The organism is Halomonas alkalicola, assembly GCF_030704205.1.
GTDB classification, from domain to species: Bacteria; Pseudomonadota; Gammaproteobacteria; order Pseudomonadales; family Halomonadaceae; genus Halomonas; species Halomonas alkalicola.
In genome coordinates this window covers 2,538,491-2,555,376 of sequence record NZ_CP131913.1, presented here as the reverse complement: position 1 = coordinate 2,555,376, position 16,886 = coordinate 2,538,491, and the positions used below count along the sequence as shown (strand labels likewise).

General features: G+C 68.8%; 16 protein-coding genes. 7 read left to right on the top strand and 9 right to left on the bottom strand.

Translation table 11 applies throughout. The features are described 5' to 3' along the window. The first annotated feature begins 77 nt into the window (after positions 1–77). The 5 genes from dapC to B6N23_RS12160 all read left to right on the top strand — a co-directional run bounded on the left by dapC (position 78) and on the right by B6N23_RS12160 (position 4,347). Positions 78–1,331, top strand: coding sequence for a succinyldiaminopimelate transaminase (gene dapC, locus B6N23_RS12180; RefSeq protein WP_305499272.1), 1,254 nt, complete (start codon positions 78–80; stop codon positions 1,329–1,331). Then, positions 1,331–1,675 (top strand): arsenate reductase, encoded by a 345-nt coding sequence (locus B6N23_RS12175; protein WP_305499268.1) that lies wholly within the window; start codon positions 1,331–1,333, stop codon positions 1,673–1,675. The genes dapC and B6N23_RS12175 overlap by 1 nt, the downstream gene beginning before the upstream one ends. A 78-nt stretch (positions 1,676–1,753) precedes the next feature. Then, the gene (gene dapD / locus B6N23_RS12170) at positions 1,754–2,779 is read left to right on the top strand and encodes a 2,3,4,5-tetrahydropyridine-2,6-dicarboxylate N-succinyltransferase (protein ID WP_305499266.1); all 1,026 of its coding nucleotides are present in this window, start codon (positions 1,754–1,756) and stop codon (positions 2,777–2,779) included. Then, the gene (gene dapE / locus B6N23_RS12165) at positions 2,766–3,938 is read left to right on the top strand and encodes a succinyl-diaminopimelate desuccinylase (protein WP_305499265.1); all 1,173 of its coding nucleotides are present in this window, start codon (positions 2,766–2,768) and stop codon (positions 3,936–3,938) included. The genes dapD and dapE overlap by 14 nt, the downstream gene beginning before the upstream one ends. Positions 3,939–3,945: 7 nt before the next feature. Further along, positions 3,946–4,347: a hypothetical protein gene (locus B6N23_RS12160; RefSeq protein WP_305499263.1), complete on the top strand. Its 402-nt coding sequence runs from the start codon at positions 3,946–3,948 to the stop codon at positions 4,345–4,347. 93 nt (positions 4,348–4,440) lie between these two features. Here B6N23_RS12160 and B6N23_RS12155 read toward each other — a convergent pair whose 3' ends face one another. Then, positions 4,441–4,905: a cold-shock protein gene (locus B6N23_RS12155; protein ID WP_305499261.1), complete on the bottom strand. Its 465-nt coding sequence runs from the start codon at positions 4,903–4,905 to the stop codon at positions 4,441–4,443. A gap of 94 nt (positions 4,906–4,999) precedes the next feature. Between B6N23_RS12155 and B6N23_RS12150 the strand changes: the two genes are divergently transcribed. Continuing rightward, positions 5,000–5,245 carry a SlyX family protein gene (locus B6N23_RS12150; protein ID WP_305499259.1) on the top strand — a complete coding sequence of 82 codons (246 nt, stop codon included), beginning with the start codon at positions 5,000–5,002 and terminating at the stop codon, positions 5,243–5,245. Between the two features lie 164 nt (positions 5,246–5,409). Here the strand turns inward: B6N23_RS12150 and trxB are convergent, their stop codons facing one another. Continuing rightward, a complete protein-coding gene (gene trxB, locus B6N23_RS12145; protein ID WP_305499257.1) occupies positions 5,410–6,360 on the bottom strand; it encodes a thioredoxin-disulfide reductase in 951 nt (316 codons plus the stop codon). Positions 6,361–6,678: 318 nt separating this feature from the next. On the opposite strand from trxB, the gene acnA reads away from it, so the two are divergent. Continuing rightward, positions 6,679–9,435 carry an aconitate hydratase AcnA gene (acnA, locus tag B6N23_RS12140; RefSeq protein WP_305499255.1) on the top strand — a complete coding sequence of 919 codons (2,757 nt, stop codon included), beginning with the start codon at positions 6,679–6,681 and terminating at the stop codon, positions 9,433–9,435. 252 nt (positions 9,436–9,687) lie between these two features. On the opposite strand, the gene B6N23_RS12135 is transcribed toward acnA, so the two are convergent. From B6N23_RS12135 to rpmG, 7 genes are all read right to left on the bottom strand, one after another. After that, positions 9,688–11,367, bottom strand: a complete 1,680-nt coding sequence (locus B6N23_RS12135; protein ID WP_305499253.1) for an NAD-dependent malic enzyme — start codon at positions 11,365–11,367, stop codon at positions 9,688–9,690. Between the two features lie 141 nt (positions 11,368–11,508). Further along, positions 11,509–12,717: a YeeE/YedE family protein gene (locus B6N23_RS12130; protein WP_305499250.1), complete on the bottom strand. Its 1,209-nt coding sequence runs from the start codon at positions 12,715–12,717 to the stop codon at positions 11,509–11,511. A 214-nt stretch (positions 12,718–12,931) separates the two neighbouring features. Continuing rightward, on the bottom strand, positions 12,932–13,957 hold the full coding sequence (locus B6N23_RS12125) for a tryptophan--tRNA ligase (protein ID WP_305499248.1): 1,026 nt from the start codon (positions 13,955–13,957) through the stop codon (positions 12,932–12,934). A gap of 70 nt (positions 13,958–14,027) precedes the next feature. Beyond that, positions 14,028–14,462, bottom strand: coding sequence for an acyl-CoA thioesterase (locus B6N23_RS12120; RefSeq protein ID WP_305499246.1), 435 nt, complete (start codon positions 14,460–14,462; stop codon positions 14,028–14,030). A 75-nt stretch (positions 14,463–14,537) separates the two neighbouring features. Further along, positions 14,538–15,731 (bottom strand): class I SAM-dependent rRNA methyltransferase, encoded by a 1,194-nt coding sequence (locus B6N23_RS12115; RefSeq protein WP_305499244.1) that lies wholly within the window; start codon positions 15,729–15,731, stop codon positions 14,538–14,540. 16 nt (positions 15,732–15,747) lie between these two features. Continuing rightward, positions 15,748–16,593: a bifunctional DNA-formamidopyrimidine glycosylase/DNA-(apurinic or apyrimidinic site) lyase gene (mutM, locus tag B6N23_RS12110; protein ID WP_305499242.1), complete on the bottom strand. Its 846-nt coding sequence runs from the start codon at positions 16,591–16,593 to the stop codon at positions 15,748–15,750. A 136-nt stretch (positions 16,594–16,729) separates the two neighbouring features. Further along, positions 16,730–16,885: a 50S ribosomal protein L33 gene (gene rpmG, locus B6N23_RS12105; protein WP_086509014.1), complete on the bottom strand. Its 156-nt coding sequence runs from the start codon at positions 16,883–16,885 to the stop codon at positions 16,730–16,732. Position 16,886 lies beyond the last annotated feature (1 nt).

Genomic DNA, 16,886 nt, shown 5'->3' with positions numbered 1-16,886 from the left:
CTTCCCTATAATCAAGCCCCCTCCGCTCATGACAACGACGCCCGAGGCCACGGCCGGCGAGGCGCGCCTGGATACCCATGAACCCCGATCTCGACGCCCTCAAGCCCTACCCCTTCGAGAAGCTGGCCGCCCTCAAGGCCGGCGTGACGCCCCCCGAGGGCCTGGCCCACGTGCCGCTGACCATCGGCGAACCCCAGCACGCCCCCTACCCCGCGGCGCTGGCCACCCTGGTCGAGCACCAGGCCGAGTTCGCCCGCTACCCGGCCACCGCGGGACTGCCCGAGCTGCGCGAGGCGATCGGCGGCTGGGCCACGCGGCGCTTCGGGCTCGCGGGGCTCGACCCCGAGCGCCAGGTGCTGCCGGTCAACGGCACCCGGGAGGCGATCTTCGCCTTCGTCCAGGCCGCACTCGACCGCACCCGCCCGGCCCGGGTGGCGATGCCCAACCCCTTCTACCAGATCTACGAGGGGGCCACCCTGCTCGCCGGCGGCGAGCCGCTCTACCTCGACTGCACCGCCGAGAGCGGCTTTCGCCCCGACTTCGACGCCGTGCCCGCCAAGATCTGGCGCGAGGTGCAGATCCTCTTTCTCTGCTCGCCGGGCAACCCCACCGGGGCGGTGACGCCGCTGGCCGAGTTCCAGAAGCTGATCGCGCTGGCCGACGAGCATGACTTTATCATCGCCTCGGACGAGTGCTACTCGGAGCTGTACCTGGACGAGACCGCCCCGCCGCCGGGGCTGCTGGAGGCCTGCGCGGCGCTCGGCCGCCACGACTACCGGCGCTGCCTGGTGTTCCACTCGCTCTCCAAGCGCTCCAACCTGCCGGGGCTGCGCTCCGGCTTTGTGGCCGGCGACGCCGAGCTGATCGCTCCCTTCAAGCGCTACCGGACCTACCACGGCTGCGCCATGGCCCTGCCGGTGCAGCGCGCCTCGATCACCGCCTGGAACGACGAGGCCCACGTGCGCGCCAACCGCGACGCCTACCGCGAGAAGTTCGCCGCGGTGACCGAGATCCTCGCCCCGGTGATGGGGTTCCCCGCCCCGGAGGCGAGCTTCTACCTGTGGCCGGCGGTGCCCGGCGGCGACGACGAGGCCTTCACCCGGGCGCTCTACGCCGAGGAGCACGTCAGCGTGCTGCCCGGTTCCTATATGGGTCGTCCCGCTGCCGACGACAGGATGGGTCGTCCCGCTACCGACGACGGGATGGGTCGCGCCGGCTCGAACGGCACCAACCCCGGCAGCGGCAGGGTCCGTCTGGCGCTGGTGGCCGAGGTCGACGCCACGGTCGAGGCGGCCCGGCGGATTCGCCGATTCATCGAGAGGAGAGGCTGATGTTCACCCTGTACGGCATCAAGAACTGCGATACCTGCCGCCGCGCCCGCAAGGCGATGGACGGCTCCGGCATCCCCTACCAGTTCCACGACCTGCGCGAGGATGGCCTCTCCGCGGCCCTGCTCGAACACCTGCTCGAGAAGGTGCCGGTGGTCGAGGCTCTCAACAAGCGCAGCACCACCTGGCGCAATCTCCCGGACGAGCAGAAGCAGGGGGTGGACGCCAACAGCGCCCGCGAGCTGCTGCTCGCCAACCCCACCCTGCTCAAGCGCCCGCTGCTCGACACCGGCGAGGCGATCCTCGTCGGCTACCGCGACGGCGACTACGACGACCTGCAGGGCTAGGTCACCCGATTACGGCAGGCCGCCAAGACGCTGGCGGCCTGCCCCCACAACACACGCCACCTCCACAAGGACACAGACATGCTCAGCTTTGCACTCGGTATCGGCACCCAGAACACTCAGGGCGACTGGCTGGAAGTCTACTACCCGGCCCCCCTGCTCAACCCCGACGCCAGCCTGGTGGCGGCCGCCACCAAGGTGCTCGACGCCCCCGCCGGCAACGCCGCGGTGAGCTTCCTGCCCGAGCAGTGCACCGACCTGGCCGCCGCCCTGCGCGAGGCCGGCCACGCCGACCAGGCGGAGCTGGCCGAATCGCTTGCCGCCAGCACCCGCCCGCTGGTGGCCATGTTCCTGGAGAAGGACGGCGCCCCCGAGTCGGCCCCGGAGGTCTACCTCAAGCTGCACCTGCTCTCCCATCGCCTGGTCAAGCCCCATGGCCTCGACCTCACCGGCATGTTCGGCCTGCTGCGCAACGTGGCCTGGACCAGCGAAGGCCCCATCGACATCGAGGAGCTGCCCGCTCGCCGCCTCAAGGCGCGCCTGGCCGGCCGTACCCTCTCGGTGGACTGCGTCGACAAGTTCCCGAAGATGACCGACTACGTGGTGCCGGGCGGCGTGCGCATCGCCGACACCGCCCGGGTGCGCCTGGGCGCCTACCTGGGCGAGGGCACCACCGTGATGCACGAGGGCTTCGTCAACTTCAACGCCGGCACCGAAGGCCCCGGCATGATCGAAGGCCGCATCTCCGCCGGCGTGATGGTCGGCAAGGGCTCGGACCTCGGCGGCGGCTGCTCCACCATGGGCACCCTCTCCGGCGGCGGCAACATCGTCATCAAGGTGGGCGAGGGCTGCCTGATCGGCGCCAATGCCGGCATCGGCATCCCCCTGGGCGACCGCTGCACCGTGGAGGCGGGCCTCTACCTCACCGCCGGCGCCAAGGTCACCCTGCTCGACGACCAGGGCCAGGAGGTTCGGACCGTGGCCGCCCGCGAGCTGGCCGGCCAGGATGACCTGCTGCTGCGTCGCAACTCCCAGAACGGCCGTATCGAGTGCCTGACCAACAAGAGCGCCATCGCGCTCAACGAGGCGCTGCATGCCCATAACTGATCCGGCCGGCCTCTCCCCCACCCTGCAGCTCGCCTTCGAGCTGATCCGGCGCCCCTCGGTGACGCCGGATGACCTGGGCTGCCAGGCGCTGATGATCGAGCGCCTCGCGGCGCTCGGCTTCCACATCGAGCGGCTGCCCTTCGGCGAGGTGGAGAACTTCTGGGCCACCCGCGGCCATCACGGTCCGCTGCTGGCCTTCGCCGGCCACACCGACGTGGTCCCCAGCGGCCCCCCCACCCGCTGGGACTACCCGCCCTTCGAGCCCTGCATCGACGACGACGGCATGCTGCGCGGCCGCGGCGCCGCCGACATGAAGGGCAGCCTCGCTGCCATGGTCACCGCCGTGGAGCGCTTCGTGGCGGCCCACCCGGAGCATCACGGCCAGATCGGTTTTCTGATCACCTCCGACGAGGAGGGCCCCGCGGTGGACGGCACCCGCGCCGTGGTGGAGCACCTGCGCGAGCGCCACGAGCGGCTCGACTACTGCATCGTCGGCGAGCCCTCCTCCACCGCCCGGCTGGGCGACGTGATCAAGAACGGCCGGCGCGGCTCGCTGGGCGGCGTGCTGCATATCAAGGGGGTGCAGGGCCATGTGGCCTACCCGCACCTGGCACGCAACCCCATCCACCAGGCGCTGCCGGCCCTGGACGCCCTGACCCGGGAGCACTGGGACAGCGGCAACGACTTCTTCCCGGCCACCAGCTTCCAGATCTCCAATATCCGCTCCGGCACCGGCGCCACCAACGTCATCCCCGGCGAGGTGGAGATGGTCTTCAACTTCCGCTTCTCCACCGAGCTGACCCACGAGCAGCTGCGCCAGCGCACCGCGGCGATCCTCGACGCCCACGGCCTCGACTACCAGCTCGACTGGACCCTGAACGGCGAGCCCTTCCTCACCGCCGAGGGTGAGCTGGTCGAGGCGGCCGTGCTCGGCGTGGAGGAGGTGATGGGGCATCGCCCGGAGCTCTCGACCTCGGGGGGTACGTCAGATGGCCGCTTTATCGCCACCCTGGGCAGCCAGGTGGTGGAGCTGGGCCCGCTCAACGCCACCATCCACCAGGTCAACGAGCGCATCCGCGCCGCCGACCTGGACGAATTGAGCCGAGTCTATGAGGCGATCCTGAAGCGCCTGTTCATCAACGGCAGCGCCCGACCCTGAGGCCGACATGACATCCGACAGCCAAGCGCGCTATCCCGATATCGAGATCTACCTGGCCCGGCCCTCGGTGGAGGCCATCGGCGAGTGGCTCATCGCCGCCATCGGCGCCGCGCCGCTCTCGCCTGCCGGCAAGGGCAAGTGGCGCACCCGCGGCCAGCACGACGGCGAGGAGGTCCCGGTGCTGCTGGTGGAGAAGGCCGCCGACGGCTTCGCCAGCCTGTGGTTCGACAGCCCCCACACCCCCTGGGAGAGCGATGCGGCCTGCGCACGCGCCGCCGCGGCGCAGGTGGGCTGCGAGGTGCGCTGCTCACTGGGCGGCTGGCACCCCGGCGACGACCCGGACCGCTTCCTCAAGGTGCTGCCCGACGGCAGCGAGAGCGAGATCGACTGGCCCGACTCGGGGCACTGAGCCCTTCCGCATCGGCTGCCCCCACAACGCCGGCTGCCCTCACAACGACAGCGCCCCGCACGATGGCGGGGCGCTGTCTGGAGCGGGCGTTCTTCAGGTAATGACGGTGACGTCGTCGGCCTGCAGGCCCCTCTCATTCTCGATGATGTGGTAGCGGACCTTCTGGCCCTCGGCCAGGGTGCGATGACCGCGTCCGCGGATGGCACGGAAGTGGACGAAGACATCCTCGCCGCTGTCGCGGGTGATGAAGCCGTACCCCTTGTTGACGTTGAACCACTTCACCTCGCCGATCTCGCGATCGTCGTTCTCGACCTCGGCCAGATTGACCAGCTGCGGGGTGAGCGCGTTGACCGCCAGGGTGGCGACCAGCAGCAGCAGGAAGACCGCCAGCGCCGCGGCCACGTAGACCACGGCGATGCCGCCGATCTCGAGGCTGGCGAACAGCGCCTCGGCGAGTTCGCCGCCGGCGAGGTGCACGAACAGGGCAATCAGCAGGGGCGCGGGGGCGGCCAGCAGCAGGCTGACCAGGCTGCAACGAAACATGACCTTTCGATTCATGGACTCGAGTGACTCTCTTGTTGGTGATGAACGTAATAGACAACTACAGGCAGGTGCCACGGTGAACGATGACACGCAGCGGGACGATTCTAGCATGAGCGCCGATCGGGCGTCCCTTGACCTGGCACAGCGCCTCGAGGCGCTGGAGAGCCGGATCGCCCACCAGGAACACTGGCTCGACACCCTGGACGAGGCCGTCGCCACACAGGAGCGGCGGCTTACCCGGCTGGAGCGCATCAACGACCTGATGCAGGAGAAGCTGCGCGAGCAGCAGCGGGCGCTGCAGGAGGGAGATGCGACGGCCCCCGGCCCTCTGGACGAGGTGCCGCCGCATTATTGACCCGAGCTTCAAGGAGCATGAGCGGCGCCGGGGATAGGCCTGGAGGGGGTCTTTTTCCAGGGAAGGAAAAAGTAGCGTACAGGGACGTATTTACAGCGCCCCCGATCTGGTCCGGCACCCCGGGGCCTGTCGCCGGGTAAGCCGCCTCGGATCTTGTCGCTGGTTTACAGCTCGTCCAGGTAGCGCTCAGCGTCCAAGGCCGCCATGCAGCCGCTGCCGGCGGAGGTGATCGCCTGGCGGTAGACATGGTCCATGACGTCGCCGGCGGCGAACACGCCCGGCACGCTGGTGGCGGTGGCGTTGCCGTCGAGGCCGGACTTCACCCGGATATAGCCGCCGCTCATCTCGAGCTGGCCCTCGAAGATGCCGGTGTTGGGGCTGTGGCCGATGGCGATGAACACGCCGGGCGCCTGGAGCTCCTTGGTCTCGCCGGTCAGCGTAGACGTCAGGCGCACGCCGGTCACCCCGGTGTTGTCGCCCAGCACCTCCTCCAGGGTGTGGTTCCACTCCAGCACCACGTTGCCGTTCTCGGCCTTCTTGAACAGCTTGTCCTGGAGGATCTTCTCGGCGCGCAGGCTGTCGCGGCGGTGCACCAGGGTCACCTTCGAGGCGATGTTGGCCAGATAGAGCGCCTCCTCCACGGCGGTATTGCCGCCGCCCACCACCACCACCTCCTGGTTGCGGTAGAAGAAGCCGTCGCAGGTCGCGCAGGCGGAGACCCCCCGGCCCATGAACTGCTGCTCCGAGGGCAGCCCCAGGTAGCGGGCGCTGGCCCCAGTGGCGATGATCAGGGCATCGCAGGTGTAGGTGCCGTTGTCGCCCTTGAGGGTGAAGGGCCGCTGGCGCAGCTCCACCTCGTGGATATGGTCGAAGAGCACCTCGGTGTCGAAGCGCTCGGCGTGGCGCTTCATGCGCTCCATCAGCTCCGGCCCCTGCACGCCGGCGTCGTCGCCGGGCCAGTTGTCCACGTCGGTGGTGGTGGTCAGCTGGCCGCCCGCCTGCATCCCGGTGATCAGCAGCGGCTTCAGGTTGGCACGGGCCGCATAGACCGCGGCGGTATAGCCGGCCGGGCCCGAGCCCAGGATGATCAGGCGTTCGTGACGCACATCGCTCATGGAAGACACCTCGTGGATAACGTTCAGGTTCTGAAGTGGCGCCATTGTAGCAGCCCGCGCCGGGATCCGGGCGCGGTGGGCGGCGCCATAGCGCAGGGCTATCGCCGCCGTCAGCCTTCGTGCATGGGGACTCCCCGGCCGTCGTCGGCCTGTCACGGGACGACGCCATCCTGGGATGGCCCTTGCCATGGAAGATGGCGGCCCGGCGTCACCGTTTCAAGCGGCCTGACGGGCAGCGGTTGAAAACGCCGCCTATCATGACCATGTCTCTAGAGTACCAGGATGGTTCGTTCACTCTCCGCGATGAGGAGGACACCGATGAGCACCGACGCGACCCCCGATACCCTCAAGACCCTCGAGGTCGGCAACAGGACCTACCACTACTACAGCCTACCCGAGGCCGCCGCGGCGCTGGGCGACATCGAGCGGCTCCCCAAGACGCTGAAGATTCTGCTCGAGAACCAGCTGCGCTTCGCCGATGACGAGAGCGTCACCCGGGAGGACATGCAGGCGCTGGTGGACTGGCAGAAGGAGGCCCGCTCCGACCGCGAGATCGGCTATCGCCCGGCCCGGGTGCTGATGCAGGATTTCACCGGCGTGCCCGGGGTGGTGGACCTCGCCTCCATGCGCGCCGCCGTGGAGGCCCTGGGCGAGGACCCGGCGCGCATCAACCCGCTCTCCCCGCTGGACCTGGTCATCGACCACTCGGTGATGGTAGACAAGTTCGGCAACGCCACGGCCTTCCGGGACAACGTGGCCATCGAGATGGAGCGCAACCGCGAGCGCTACGAGTTCCTGCGCTGGGGCCAGCAGGCCTTCGACAACTTCCGGGTGGTCCCCCCCGGCACCGGCATCTGCCACCAGGTCAACCTGGAGTACCTGGGCCAGACGGTGTGGACGAAGGAGGAGGACGGCCGGACCTTTGCCTACCCCGACACCCTGGTGGGCACCGACTCCCACACCACCATGATCAACGGCCTGGGCGTGCTCGGCTGGGGCGTGGGTGGCATCGAGGCCGAGGCCGCCATGCTCGGCCAGCCGGTCTCGATGCTGATTCCCGAGGTGATCGGCTTCAAGCTCACCGGCAGGCTGCGCGAGGGCATCACCGCCACGGATCTCGTGCTCACCGTGACCCAGATGCTGCGCAAGAAGGGCGTGGTGGGCAAGTTCGTGGAGTTCTACGGCGACGGCCTCGCGGACCTGCCCCTGGCCGACCGCGCCACCATCGCCAACATGGCACCGGAGTACGGCGCCACCTGCGGCTTCTTCCCGGTGGACGAGGAGACCCTCGACTACCTGCGCCTGACCGGCCGCGACGACGCCCAGGTGGCCCTGGTGGAGGCCTACTGCAAGGCCCAGGGGCTGTGGCGCGAGCCCGGCGCCGAACCGGTCTTCACCGATACCCTGGCGCTCGACATGGGGGAGGTTGAGGCCAGCCTGGCCGGGCCCAAGCGCCCCCAGGATCGCGTGGCGCTGAGCGACATGGCCGCCGCCTTCGAGGCGGTCATGGAAGAGGACGGCAAGCCGCTCTCCTCCACCGAGGCCAGCGTGGAGAAGGGCAAGCTGATGTCCGAAGGCGGCCAGACCGCCGTGGGCGTCGAGCGCAGCTTCGACCATAGTGACAGCCAGGCGGTGGACCTCGACGGCGACCAGTTCCAGCTCGACCCGGGCGACGTGGTGATCGCCGCCATCACCTCCTGCACCAACACCTCCAACCCCAGCGTGATGATGGCGGCGGGCCTGCTGGCCAGGAAGGCCCGCGAGAAGGGCCTGACCACCCGGCCCTGGGTGAAGACCTCGCTGGCCCCCGGCTCCAAGGTGGTCACCGACTACCTGGCCACCGCCGGCCTCGACGAGGATCTCGACGCCCTGGGCTTCCACCTGGTGGGCTACGGCTGCACCACCTGCATCGGCAACTCCGGGCCGCTGCCCGAGCCCATCGAGCGCGCCATCGAGGCGGGCGACCTCACCGTGGCCTCGGTACTCTCCGGCAACCGCAACTTCGAGGGCCGGGTACACCCGCTGGTCAAGACCAACTGGCTCGCCTCGCCGCCCCTGGTGGTGGCCTACGCCCTGGCCGGCAACGTGCGCTGCGACCTGACGACGGACCCCATCGGCACCGGCAAGGACGGCGAGCCGGTCACCCTCAGGGATATCTGGCCGAGCCAGGCGGAGATCGCCGAGGCGGTGGCCAAGGTCAACACCGCCATGTTCTCGAAGGAGTACGCCGAGGTGTTCGACGGCGACGAGACGTGGCAGGCCCTCGAGGTGCCCCGGAGCAAGGTCTACGAATGGTCGGAGGACTCCACCTACATCCAGCACCCACCCTTCTTCGAGGGCATGGGGCGCGAGCCCGACGCCATCGAGGATGTCGAGGACGCCCGTATCCTGGCGCTGCTCGGCGACTCGGTGACCACCGACCACATCTCACCGGCCGGCAGCATCAAGCCCGACAGCCCCGCCGGGCGCTACCTGCAGGAGCGCGGCATCAGGCCGGTGGACTTCAACTCCTATGGCTCACGGCGCGGCAACCACGAGATCATGATGCGCGGCACCTTCGCCAACGTGCGCATCAGAAACGAGATGCTCGACGGCGTGATCGGCGGCGAGACTCGCCACGTCCCCTCCGGCGAGCAGATGGCCATCTACGACGCCGCCATGCGCTACCAGCAGGAGGGAACGCCCCTGGTGGTGATCGCCGGCAAGGAGTACGGCACCGGCTCCAGCCGCGACTGGGCCGCCAAGGGCACGCGCCTGCTCGGGGTGCGGGCGGTGATCGCCGAGTCCTTCGAGCGCATCCACCGCTCCAACCTGATCGGCATGGGCGTGGTGCCGCTGCAGTTCCCCGAAGGGGAGAGCCGCCAGAGCCTCGGCCTCAACGGCGACGAGCGGGTCTCCATCGCGGGGCTCGCCGAGCTCACCCCGGGCGGCAAGGTGAAGGTCACCATCAAGAGCGACAAGGGCGAGAAGCACATCGAGGCGCTCTGCCGCATCGACACCGCCAACGAGCTGGAGTACTACCGCCACGGCGGCATCCTCCACTATGTGCTGCGCCGTATGATTGGGGCCGCCTAGGTGGAGCCGCCTAGGTAGTCTGGCCTGCCGCCGATGACGCCTTGAGCGCTGCCATGTAAACCAGAAAGGCCCTGCCGGTGAACCGGCAGGGCCTTTTTCATCTCATTACATAGTGCTTCTGATTCACGTCACGAGCGAAGATAGGCTGGCTGCCGCCGGAGCAGAGCAACCGGAGTTGACTGGCTGCTCAATGAGGATTGCGAGCACCGCCGGCGGCCAGCATATCGAGCGCAGTAGTGAATCAGTGCACTATCAGAAGGAACGGCGGCGGTAGAGGCGATACTCCGGGACCCAGCAGTTGCGCTCGATGGCCGCCCGCAGCTTGATGCCGTCGGTCCTCAGCGCCACCCCTTCGCCCTGGGCCTGGGCGGCCACGTCGAAGGCGATCGCCTTGGAGAGCTCGCGGATCTTCGAGAGCGGCGGCAGCAGCGCGCCCTCCCCCTCCTTGACGATGGGCGCCTCCCGGGCCAGCGCCCGGGAGGCCGCCATCAGCATGTCGTCGGTGACCCGCTTCGCGCCGGAGGCCACCACGCCCAGGCCGATGCCCGGGAAGATGTAGGAGTTGTTGCACTGGGCGATGGGGTAGGTGTGCCCCTCGTACTCCACCGGCGCGAAGGGGCTGCCGGTGGCCACCAGGGCCGCGCCCTCGGTCCAGCGGATCACGTCCTCGGGCAGCGCCTCGGCCTGGGAGGTGGGGTTGGAGAGCGGCATGATCACCGGCCGCTCGCAGCCGGCGTGCATGGTGCGCACCACCTCCTCGGTGAAGATGCCCGGCCGGCCGCAGACGCCGATCAGCACCGTGGGCTTGATCCGGCGAATCGTCTCCACCAGCTCCTGGCCCTGCCAGCCCTCGGTCAGCGCCGGGTCATGGGCCAGGCGCTTCTGGAAGTCACGCAGCCAGGTCTGCTCCGCGGTGACCAGCCCCTCGCGGTCGACCATGAAGACCCGGGCGCGGGCCTCCTTCTCGGTGAGCCCCTCGGCCTGCATGGCCACCACCACCTGCTCGGCAATGCCGCAGCCGGCAGACCCCGCCCCCACGAAGACCACCCGCTGTTGGCCGATGCCCTCGTCGCGCGCCTCGCAGGCGGCCATCAGGGTGCCCACCACCACCGAGGCGGTGCCCTGGACGTCATCGTTGAAGCAGCAGAGCTCATCGCGATAGCGCTCCAGCAGCGGCACCGCGTTGGCCTGGGCGAAGTCCTCGAACTGCAGCAGCACATTGGGCCAGCGGCGCTTCACCGCCTCGATGAACTGGGCGATGAAGGCGTCGTACTCCTCCTGGCCGATGCGCTCATGGCGCCAGCCCATGTACATGGGGTCGTCGAGCAGCGCCTGGTTGTTGGTGCCCACGTCGAGCATGATCGGCAGGGTGTAGGCAGGGCTGATGCCGCCGCAGGCGGTGTAGAGCGCCAGCTTGCCGATGGGGATGCCCATGCCGCCGCTGCCCTGGTCGCCGAGGCCGAGGATGCGCTCGCCGTCGGTCACCACGATTACCTTGACCTGATTCTTGGTGGCGCTGCGCAGGATGTCATCCATGCGATCGCGATCCGGGTAGGCGATAAACAGCCCGCGGTGGTTGCGATAGATGTTGGAGAACTCCTGACACGCCTTGCCCACGGTCGGCGTATAGATGATCGGCAGCATCTCCTCGAGGTGTTCGGACACCAGGCGGAAGTAGAGGGTCTCGTTGTCGTCCTGGATGGCACGCAGGTAGATATGCTTGTCCAGGTCATTCTGGCACTGGCGATACTGCCGGTAGGCCCGCTCCAGCTGCTCCTCGATGGACTCCACGCACTGGGGCAGCAGGCCGATCAGATTGAACTCGATGCGCTCCTCCTGACTGAAGGCGCTGCCCTTGTTGAGCAGCGGCATCTCCAGCAGCGGAGGGCCGGCATAGGGAATGTAGAGGGGGCGCTTGGTGTCGTTGGTCATCTCGGCTCTCGGTGCGGTGACTGGAACGGGTCGTTAGCGCTCTGGCGGCGCTTTTGGAATACTTTACCACGCCCCAAAAGCGCGCGCCCCGGCCTGGGCCGGGGCGCGAGATCACGCGAAATTCACCTTGCGAGACGGGGCTCAGCAGCCCTTGGCCGCCGGCTGGCGGGCCGCCTCGCCCTCGAAGAAGAGCGGGCGCAGCCGCACGCCGATCATGTTGCCGGCGAAGGCGGCGATGAGCCACACCCAGCCGTGCAGGCTGCCGGAGGCGATGCCGCCGAAGTAGGCGCCGATGTTACAGCCGAAGGCCAGGCGGGCGCCATAGCCAAGCATGATGCCGCCGATCACCGCCGCCAGCACCGACTTGGCCGGGATGCGGAAGTTGGGGGCGAAGCGCCCGGCCAGGGAGGCGGCGACCAGGGCGCCGACCATGATGCCGACGTTCATCACCGTGGTGATGTCGCTCCACACGCTGGCCTGCAGGGCCGCGGCGTTACCCGGCGCCTGCCAGTAGCCCCAGCCGGTCACGTCGCCGCCCAGCAGCTCGAAGCCCTTGGCGCCCCACAGGGCGAAGGCGCCGGTGACGCCCCAGGGGCGGCCGGCCAGGGCCAGGGTGGCGTAGTTGAGCAGTGCCAGGGCCACGGCGCCGAAGAGCAGCGGCCAGGGGCCAGTCAGCCAGCGCTGGTTGCCGGCGTCGATGCGCGGCGTCTGCTCCAGCTGACCATGGCGGCGCTTCTCCATCACCACGGTGAAGGCGGCGATGGCGGCGAAGAGCGCGAGGCTCACCACGATGCCGCCGCCCACGCCGGCAGTCTGCACCAGGGAGACCGGCTGGAAGGCGGGCAGGCTCTGCCACCAGGCGAAGTGGGCGGTGCCGATCACCGAGCCCACCACGAAGAACAGCAGGGTGATCAGCATACGGGCGTTGCCGCCGCCGGCGGTGAAGAGGGTGCCGGAGGCACAGCCGCCCCCCAGCTGCATGCCGATGCCGAACAGGAAGGCGCCGAAGATCACCGAGACGCCCACCGGGGCCACATAGCCGCTCACCGGACTGCCGAAGAGGGTGCCGGCGCCCAGGGCGGGGAAGAAGAGCAGCACGGCGATGGCCAGCATCACCATCTGGGCGCGCAGGCCGCGGCCGCGGCGCTCGGTGATGAAGACCCGCCAGGCGGCGGTGAAGCCGAAGGCGGCATGGTAGAGCACCATGCCCAGCAGGCCGCCGATCACCATCAGCACGCCGATACGCGCGCCGAAGGCGGCGCCGACGGCAAGGGCACCCAGCAGCAGGGCGCCGGCGGCCACCGCGGGTACGGCAAGTCGTGAGCGTCGGGTCAGGGCGAGTTCACTCATGGAGGGCTCTCTCGGTAGCATCAGGACAGGCGGGGCGCGCCCGTGGAGGAGGGCATGCTAATCATCTATGCAAAGAACGCAAAAGAATTTAAATGAAAATCCTAAGACGAAAATGACATAAATTAATAAGCACTATCACCTCGATAGCGTCAGGGCATGGGTATAAACGGCGAAAGGGGCCAGAAGGCCCCTTTAACGACAGCCGGGTTGGCGATCAGACGAAGCGGCCCAGGCCCACCGCCTGGCGCAGGCGATCCATGAAGGGCGCCGCCTCGGCCCGGGCGCGTTCGGCGCCCTTATGCAGCACCGCCTCGATGTGGCCGGGGTCCTCCAGCAGTGCCTGGTAGCGCTCGCGGGGCTCGCGCAGCTGCTCGTTGAGGGTCTCGAAGAGACGGTTCTTGGCCTCGCCCCAGCCGATGCCGTTCTCGTACTCGGCACGCATGGCGGCGGTCGCCTCCGGACCGGAGAAGGCCGAGTAGATCTGGAACAGGGTGCAGGTGTCGGGGTCCTTGGGCTCGCCAGGCTCCAGGGAGTTGGTCTTGATCTTGCGCACCAGCTTGAGCAGCTTCTTCTCGGGCGTGAACAGCGGGATGGTGTTGTTGTAGCTCTTGGACATCTTGCGCCCGTCCAGGCCATTGAGCACCGCCACGTTGTCGTCGACCACCGCCTCGGGCTGGGCGAAGTAGTCGCCCTTGTAGAGGTGGTTGAAGCGCCCGGCGATATCGCGGGCCATCTCGATGTGCTGGATCTGGTCGCGGCCCACCGGCACCTTGTTGGCGTTGAACATCAGGATGTCGGCGGCCATCAGCACGGGGTAGCCGAACAGCCCCATGGTGATGCCCTTGTCGGGGTCCTGGTTGCCGGCGGACTCGTTCTCCGCCACCGCGGCCTTGTAGGCGTGGGCGCGGTTCATCAGCCCCTTGGCGCAGACGCAGGAGAGCATCCAGGTGAGCTCGGGGATCTCGGGAATATCGGACTGCTGATAGAAGATGGCATTGTCGGTATCCAGCCCCAGCGCCAGCCAGGTGGCGGCGATCTCAAGGCGCGCCTCCTGCACCCGGCGCGGCTCCTGGCACTTGATCAGCGCATGCAGGTCGGCCAGAAAATAGTAGGACTGCACGTTCGGGTCCTGGCTCGCCTCGATGGCGGGCTTGATGGCCCCGACGTAGTTGCCCAGGTGGGGCGTACCGGTGGTGGTGATGCCGGTGAGAACGCGGGTCTTCGCGGAAGCTGCACTCATGGGGAAAGCGGACTCTGCTGTTCGGAAATGCCCGCTATGGTAACGCGGGCTCCCCCACAAGGCGACCAGGTCACTCGGCCACGGCCGCCTCGCCGTAGATTCGCCGATACTCCTCGGGCAGCCGCCGGGGACGACCGCTGGAGAGTTCGATGCAGGCGAAGCGAGTGCGGGCCTTGAGCAGGGTCCTTCCGTCCGCCGGGCGGACCAGCTGGAAGCGACGGATCAGGGTCAGGCGGCTGTCGGCGGCGATGATCCAGGTGGCCAGGGCCAGGCGGTCACCCTCGAAGGCCGGCGCCAGGTAGTCCAGCTCATGGCGATGCACCGCCATGCCGCGATCCAGCTCGCGGTAGCGCGCCAGGGTCAGCCCCAGGGAGTCGGAGTGGGCCCAGCTCACCTGCTCGATCCAGCGCAGGTACTCGGCGTTGTTGACGTGGTCGTACTCGTCGATGGCCGAGGGCTCGACGACGAGCTCGATGAAAAAGGGCTCGGGAAGATCCCACTCCATGGCACGCTCCTCGCAGATCCATCGGGGGGCGCTGCGCCCCCGCCGCTCCAGCGGGCGTCGAAGACGCCTTCTTCGTCAGTCCCGGAAGACCCGCACGCCCAGGGCCTTGAGGTAGCTGGTCTCCGGAATCGCCGGGTGCACCGGGTGGTCCGGCCCCTGATGGCCCTGGAAGAGGATCTGGCCGTGGCGGTCCTGGTGGCGCACCGCACCGCGCACCACGTCCACCAGCCGCTCCGGCGCCAGGTGCATGGAGCACGACGCCGACAGCAGCAGGCCATCGCGGCCCAGCAGGCGCATCGCCTCGCGGTTGAGCTTGCCGTAGGCATGCTCGCCGACGGGGATGTCCTTGCGCTTCTTGATGAAGGCCGGCGGGTCGAGGATCACCACGTCGAACTCTTCGCCGTCGGCCTTGAGCGCCGCCAGCGCCTCGAAGGCATCGCCCTCGCCCACCGCCACCCGCTCGTGAAGGCCGTTCAGGGCGGCGTTCTCGGCCACCCGTTCGAGGGCCGCCGCGGAGGAATCCACGCAGAGCACCTCGCGGGCGCCGTGGGCGGCTGCCTGCACGCCCCAGCCGCCCACGTAGCTGAACAGGTCCAGCACCCGCTTGCCGGCCACGTACTGGTTGAGCCAGGCGCGGTTGACGCGGTGGTCATAGAACCAGCCGGTCTTCTGGCCGTCGAGCACCGGGGCGGCGAAGCGCACGCCGTTCTCTTCCAGCAGCACGGGATCACCCACCTCGCCCTTGACCACCTCCACGCCGAGCTCGAGGCCCTCCTGACGGCGGCCGCTGGTGTCGTTGCGCAGCACCACCGTGGTCGGCGCGAGCACCTTGTCCAGGGCGTCGAGCAGCTCGGGCAGCACCGCCTGCATGCCGGCGGTGTTGAGCTGCACCACCAGGGTGTCGGCGAAGCGGTCGATCACCAGGCCCGGCAGCAGGTCACCCTCGCCGTGCACCAGCCGGTAGTAGGGCGCGGCGAAGAGGCGCTGGCGCAGGGCCAGGGCCTGGTTGAGGCGATGCACCAGCAGCGAGCGGTCGAGCCCCTGCTTGGGGTCCCGGGAGACCAGCCGCGCGCAGATCAGCGAGTTCGGGTTGACGTAGGCCACGCCCAGCGCCTTGCCGTTGGCGGCCTCCACCACCACCTGCTGGCCGGGCGCAAGGCCCTTGAGCGGGGTGGCGCCGGTGTCGATCTCGTTGGAGTAGAGCCACAGGTGGCCGGCCTTGAGGCGGCGGTCGGCGTGCTTGTTGAGGCGCAGGGAGGACAGGGTCATGGGAATCTCTCGAGAATCAGGTCTGGCAGTGGGGACAGTAGACGCTGGCCCGCTGCCCGAGGGTGACGAGGCGCAGTTCGGCGCCGCACTGCCGGCAGGGCTGGCCGTGGCGGCCGTAGACGTTGAGGCGCTGCTTGAAGTAGCCCGGCTCGCCGGTGCCACCGACGAAGTCGCGCAGGGTGGTGCCGCCCTGGGTGATGGCGGCGGCCAGCACCTCCCGGGCGGCGGCGGCCAGGCGGTCGTAGCGCTCGCGGGAGATGCGCCCGGCGGCGCGGCGCGGGTCGATGCCGGCCATGAACAGCGCCTCGGAGGCGTAGATGTTGCCCACCCCCACCACCACAGCGTTGTCCATCAGGAAGGGCTTCACCGCCACCCGGCGTCCGCGGGAGAGCGCGAAGAGCCGCGCGCCGTCGAAGGCCTCCGACAGGGGCTCCGGCCCCAGGCGGGCCAGGCGCAGGTCCTGCTCGGGGGTACCGGCGAGCCAGTCGACGAAGCCGAAGCGGCGCGGGTCGTGGTAGCGCAGCAGGGCGCCATCCTCGAACACCAGGTCGACGTGGTCGTGCTTCCTGGGCAGCTCACCGACCCGGGTGATGCGCAGGCTGCCGGACATGCCCAGGTGCCACAGCAGGGTGCCGCCGGCCAGATTACCGCAAGCTGAGTCGCCCCCGGCCAGCGGCACCAGCAGGTACTTGGCGCGCCGGGCCAGCGTCCCGATGCGCGCCCCCACCAGGCGCTCGGCCAGGTCGGCGGGCACCGGCACCCTCAGCCGCGGCTGGCGCACGATGACCTCGGTGATCTCGCGCCCCTCCACGTGGGGGGCGATGCCGCGGCGGGTCGTCTCGACTTCGGGCAGTTCGGGCATGATGTATCGCTCGGCTCGGCCGCCTGGGGGCCTCCACAAGGGGGGCTCTGCCAAGAGCCCTACAAACGCCTGAACCCGGCCAGTGGAGCCGGGTTCAGGGGGACAGGCAAGAACACCTGCGGAAGACGACCAAGGCTTACTTGATCTTGGCTTCCTTGTACATCACGTGCTTGCGGACAACCGGGTCAAACTTCTTGAACTCGAGCTTGTCCGGGGTGTTCCGCTTGTTCTTGTCGGTGGTGTAGAAGTGGCCGGTACCGGCACTGGACACCAGCTTGATCTTGTCACGCATG

Excerpts from the sequence above, each read along its gene's own strand:
- trxB (WP_305499257.1), bottom strand. The coding sequence starts at position 6,360 with ATGAGCGATGTGCGTCACGAACGCCTGATCATCCTGGGCTCGGGCCCG.
- B6N23_RS12120 (WP_305499246.1), bottom strand. The coding sequence starts at position 14,462 with ATGGAGTGGGATCTTCCCGAGCCCTTTTTCATCGAGCTCGTCGTCGAG.
- B6N23_RS12160 (WP_305499263.1), top strand. The coding sequence starts at position 3,946 with ATGACATCCGACAGCCAAGCGCGCTATCCCGATATCGAGATCTACCTG.
- B6N23_RS12115 (WP_305499244.1), bottom strand. The coding sequence starts at position 15,731 with ATGACCCTGTCCTCCCTGCGCCTCAACAAGCACGCCGACCGCCGCCTC.
- dapC (WP_305499272.1), top strand. The coding sequence starts at position 78 with ATGAACCCCGATCTCGACGCCCTCAAGCCCTACCCCTTCGAGAAGCTG.
- B6N23_RS12150 (WP_305499259.1), top strand. The coding sequence starts at position 5,000 with ATGAGCGCCGATCGGGCGTCCCTTGACCTGGCACAGCGCCTCGAGGCG.
- B6N23_RS12130 (WP_305499250.1), bottom strand. The coding sequence starts at position 12,717 with ATGAGTGAACTCGCCCTGACCCGACGCTCACGACTTGCCGTACCCGCG.
- rpmG (WP_086509014.1), bottom strand. The coding sequence starts at position 16,885 with ATGCGTGACAAGATCAAGCTGGTGTCCAGTGCCGGTACCGGCCACTTC.
- B6N23_RS12175 (WP_305499268.1), top strand. The coding sequence starts at position 1,331 with ATGTTCACCCTGTACGGCATCAAGAACTGCGATACCTGCCGCCGCGCC.
- mutM (WP_305499242.1), bottom strand. The coding sequence starts at position 16,593 with ATGCCCGAACTGCCCGAAGTCGAGACGACCCGCCGCGGCATCGCCCCC.
- B6N23_RS12135 (WP_305499253.1), bottom strand. The coding sequence starts at position 11,367 with ATGACCAACGACACCAAGCGCCCCCTCTACATTCCCTATGCCGGCCCT.
- B6N23_RS12155 (WP_305499261.1), bottom strand. The coding sequence starts at position 4,905 with ATGAATCGAAAGGTCATGTTTCGTTGCAGCCTGGTCAGCCTGCTGCTG.
- dapE (WP_305499265.1), top strand. The coding sequence starts at position 2,766 with ATGCCCATAACTGATCCGGCCGGCCTCTCCCCCACCCTGCAGCTCGCC.
- dapD (WP_305499266.1), top strand. The coding sequence starts at position 1,754 with ATGCTCAGCTTTGCACTCGGTATCGGCACCCAGAACACTCAGGGCGAC.
- B6N23_RS12125 (WP_305499248.1), bottom strand. The coding sequence starts at position 13,957 with ATGAGTGCAGCTTCCGCGAAGACCCGCGTTCTCACCGGCATCACCACC.
- acnA (WP_305499255.1), top strand. The coding sequence starts at position 6,679 with ATGAGCACCGACGCGACCCCCGATACCCTCAAGACCCTCGAGGTCGGC.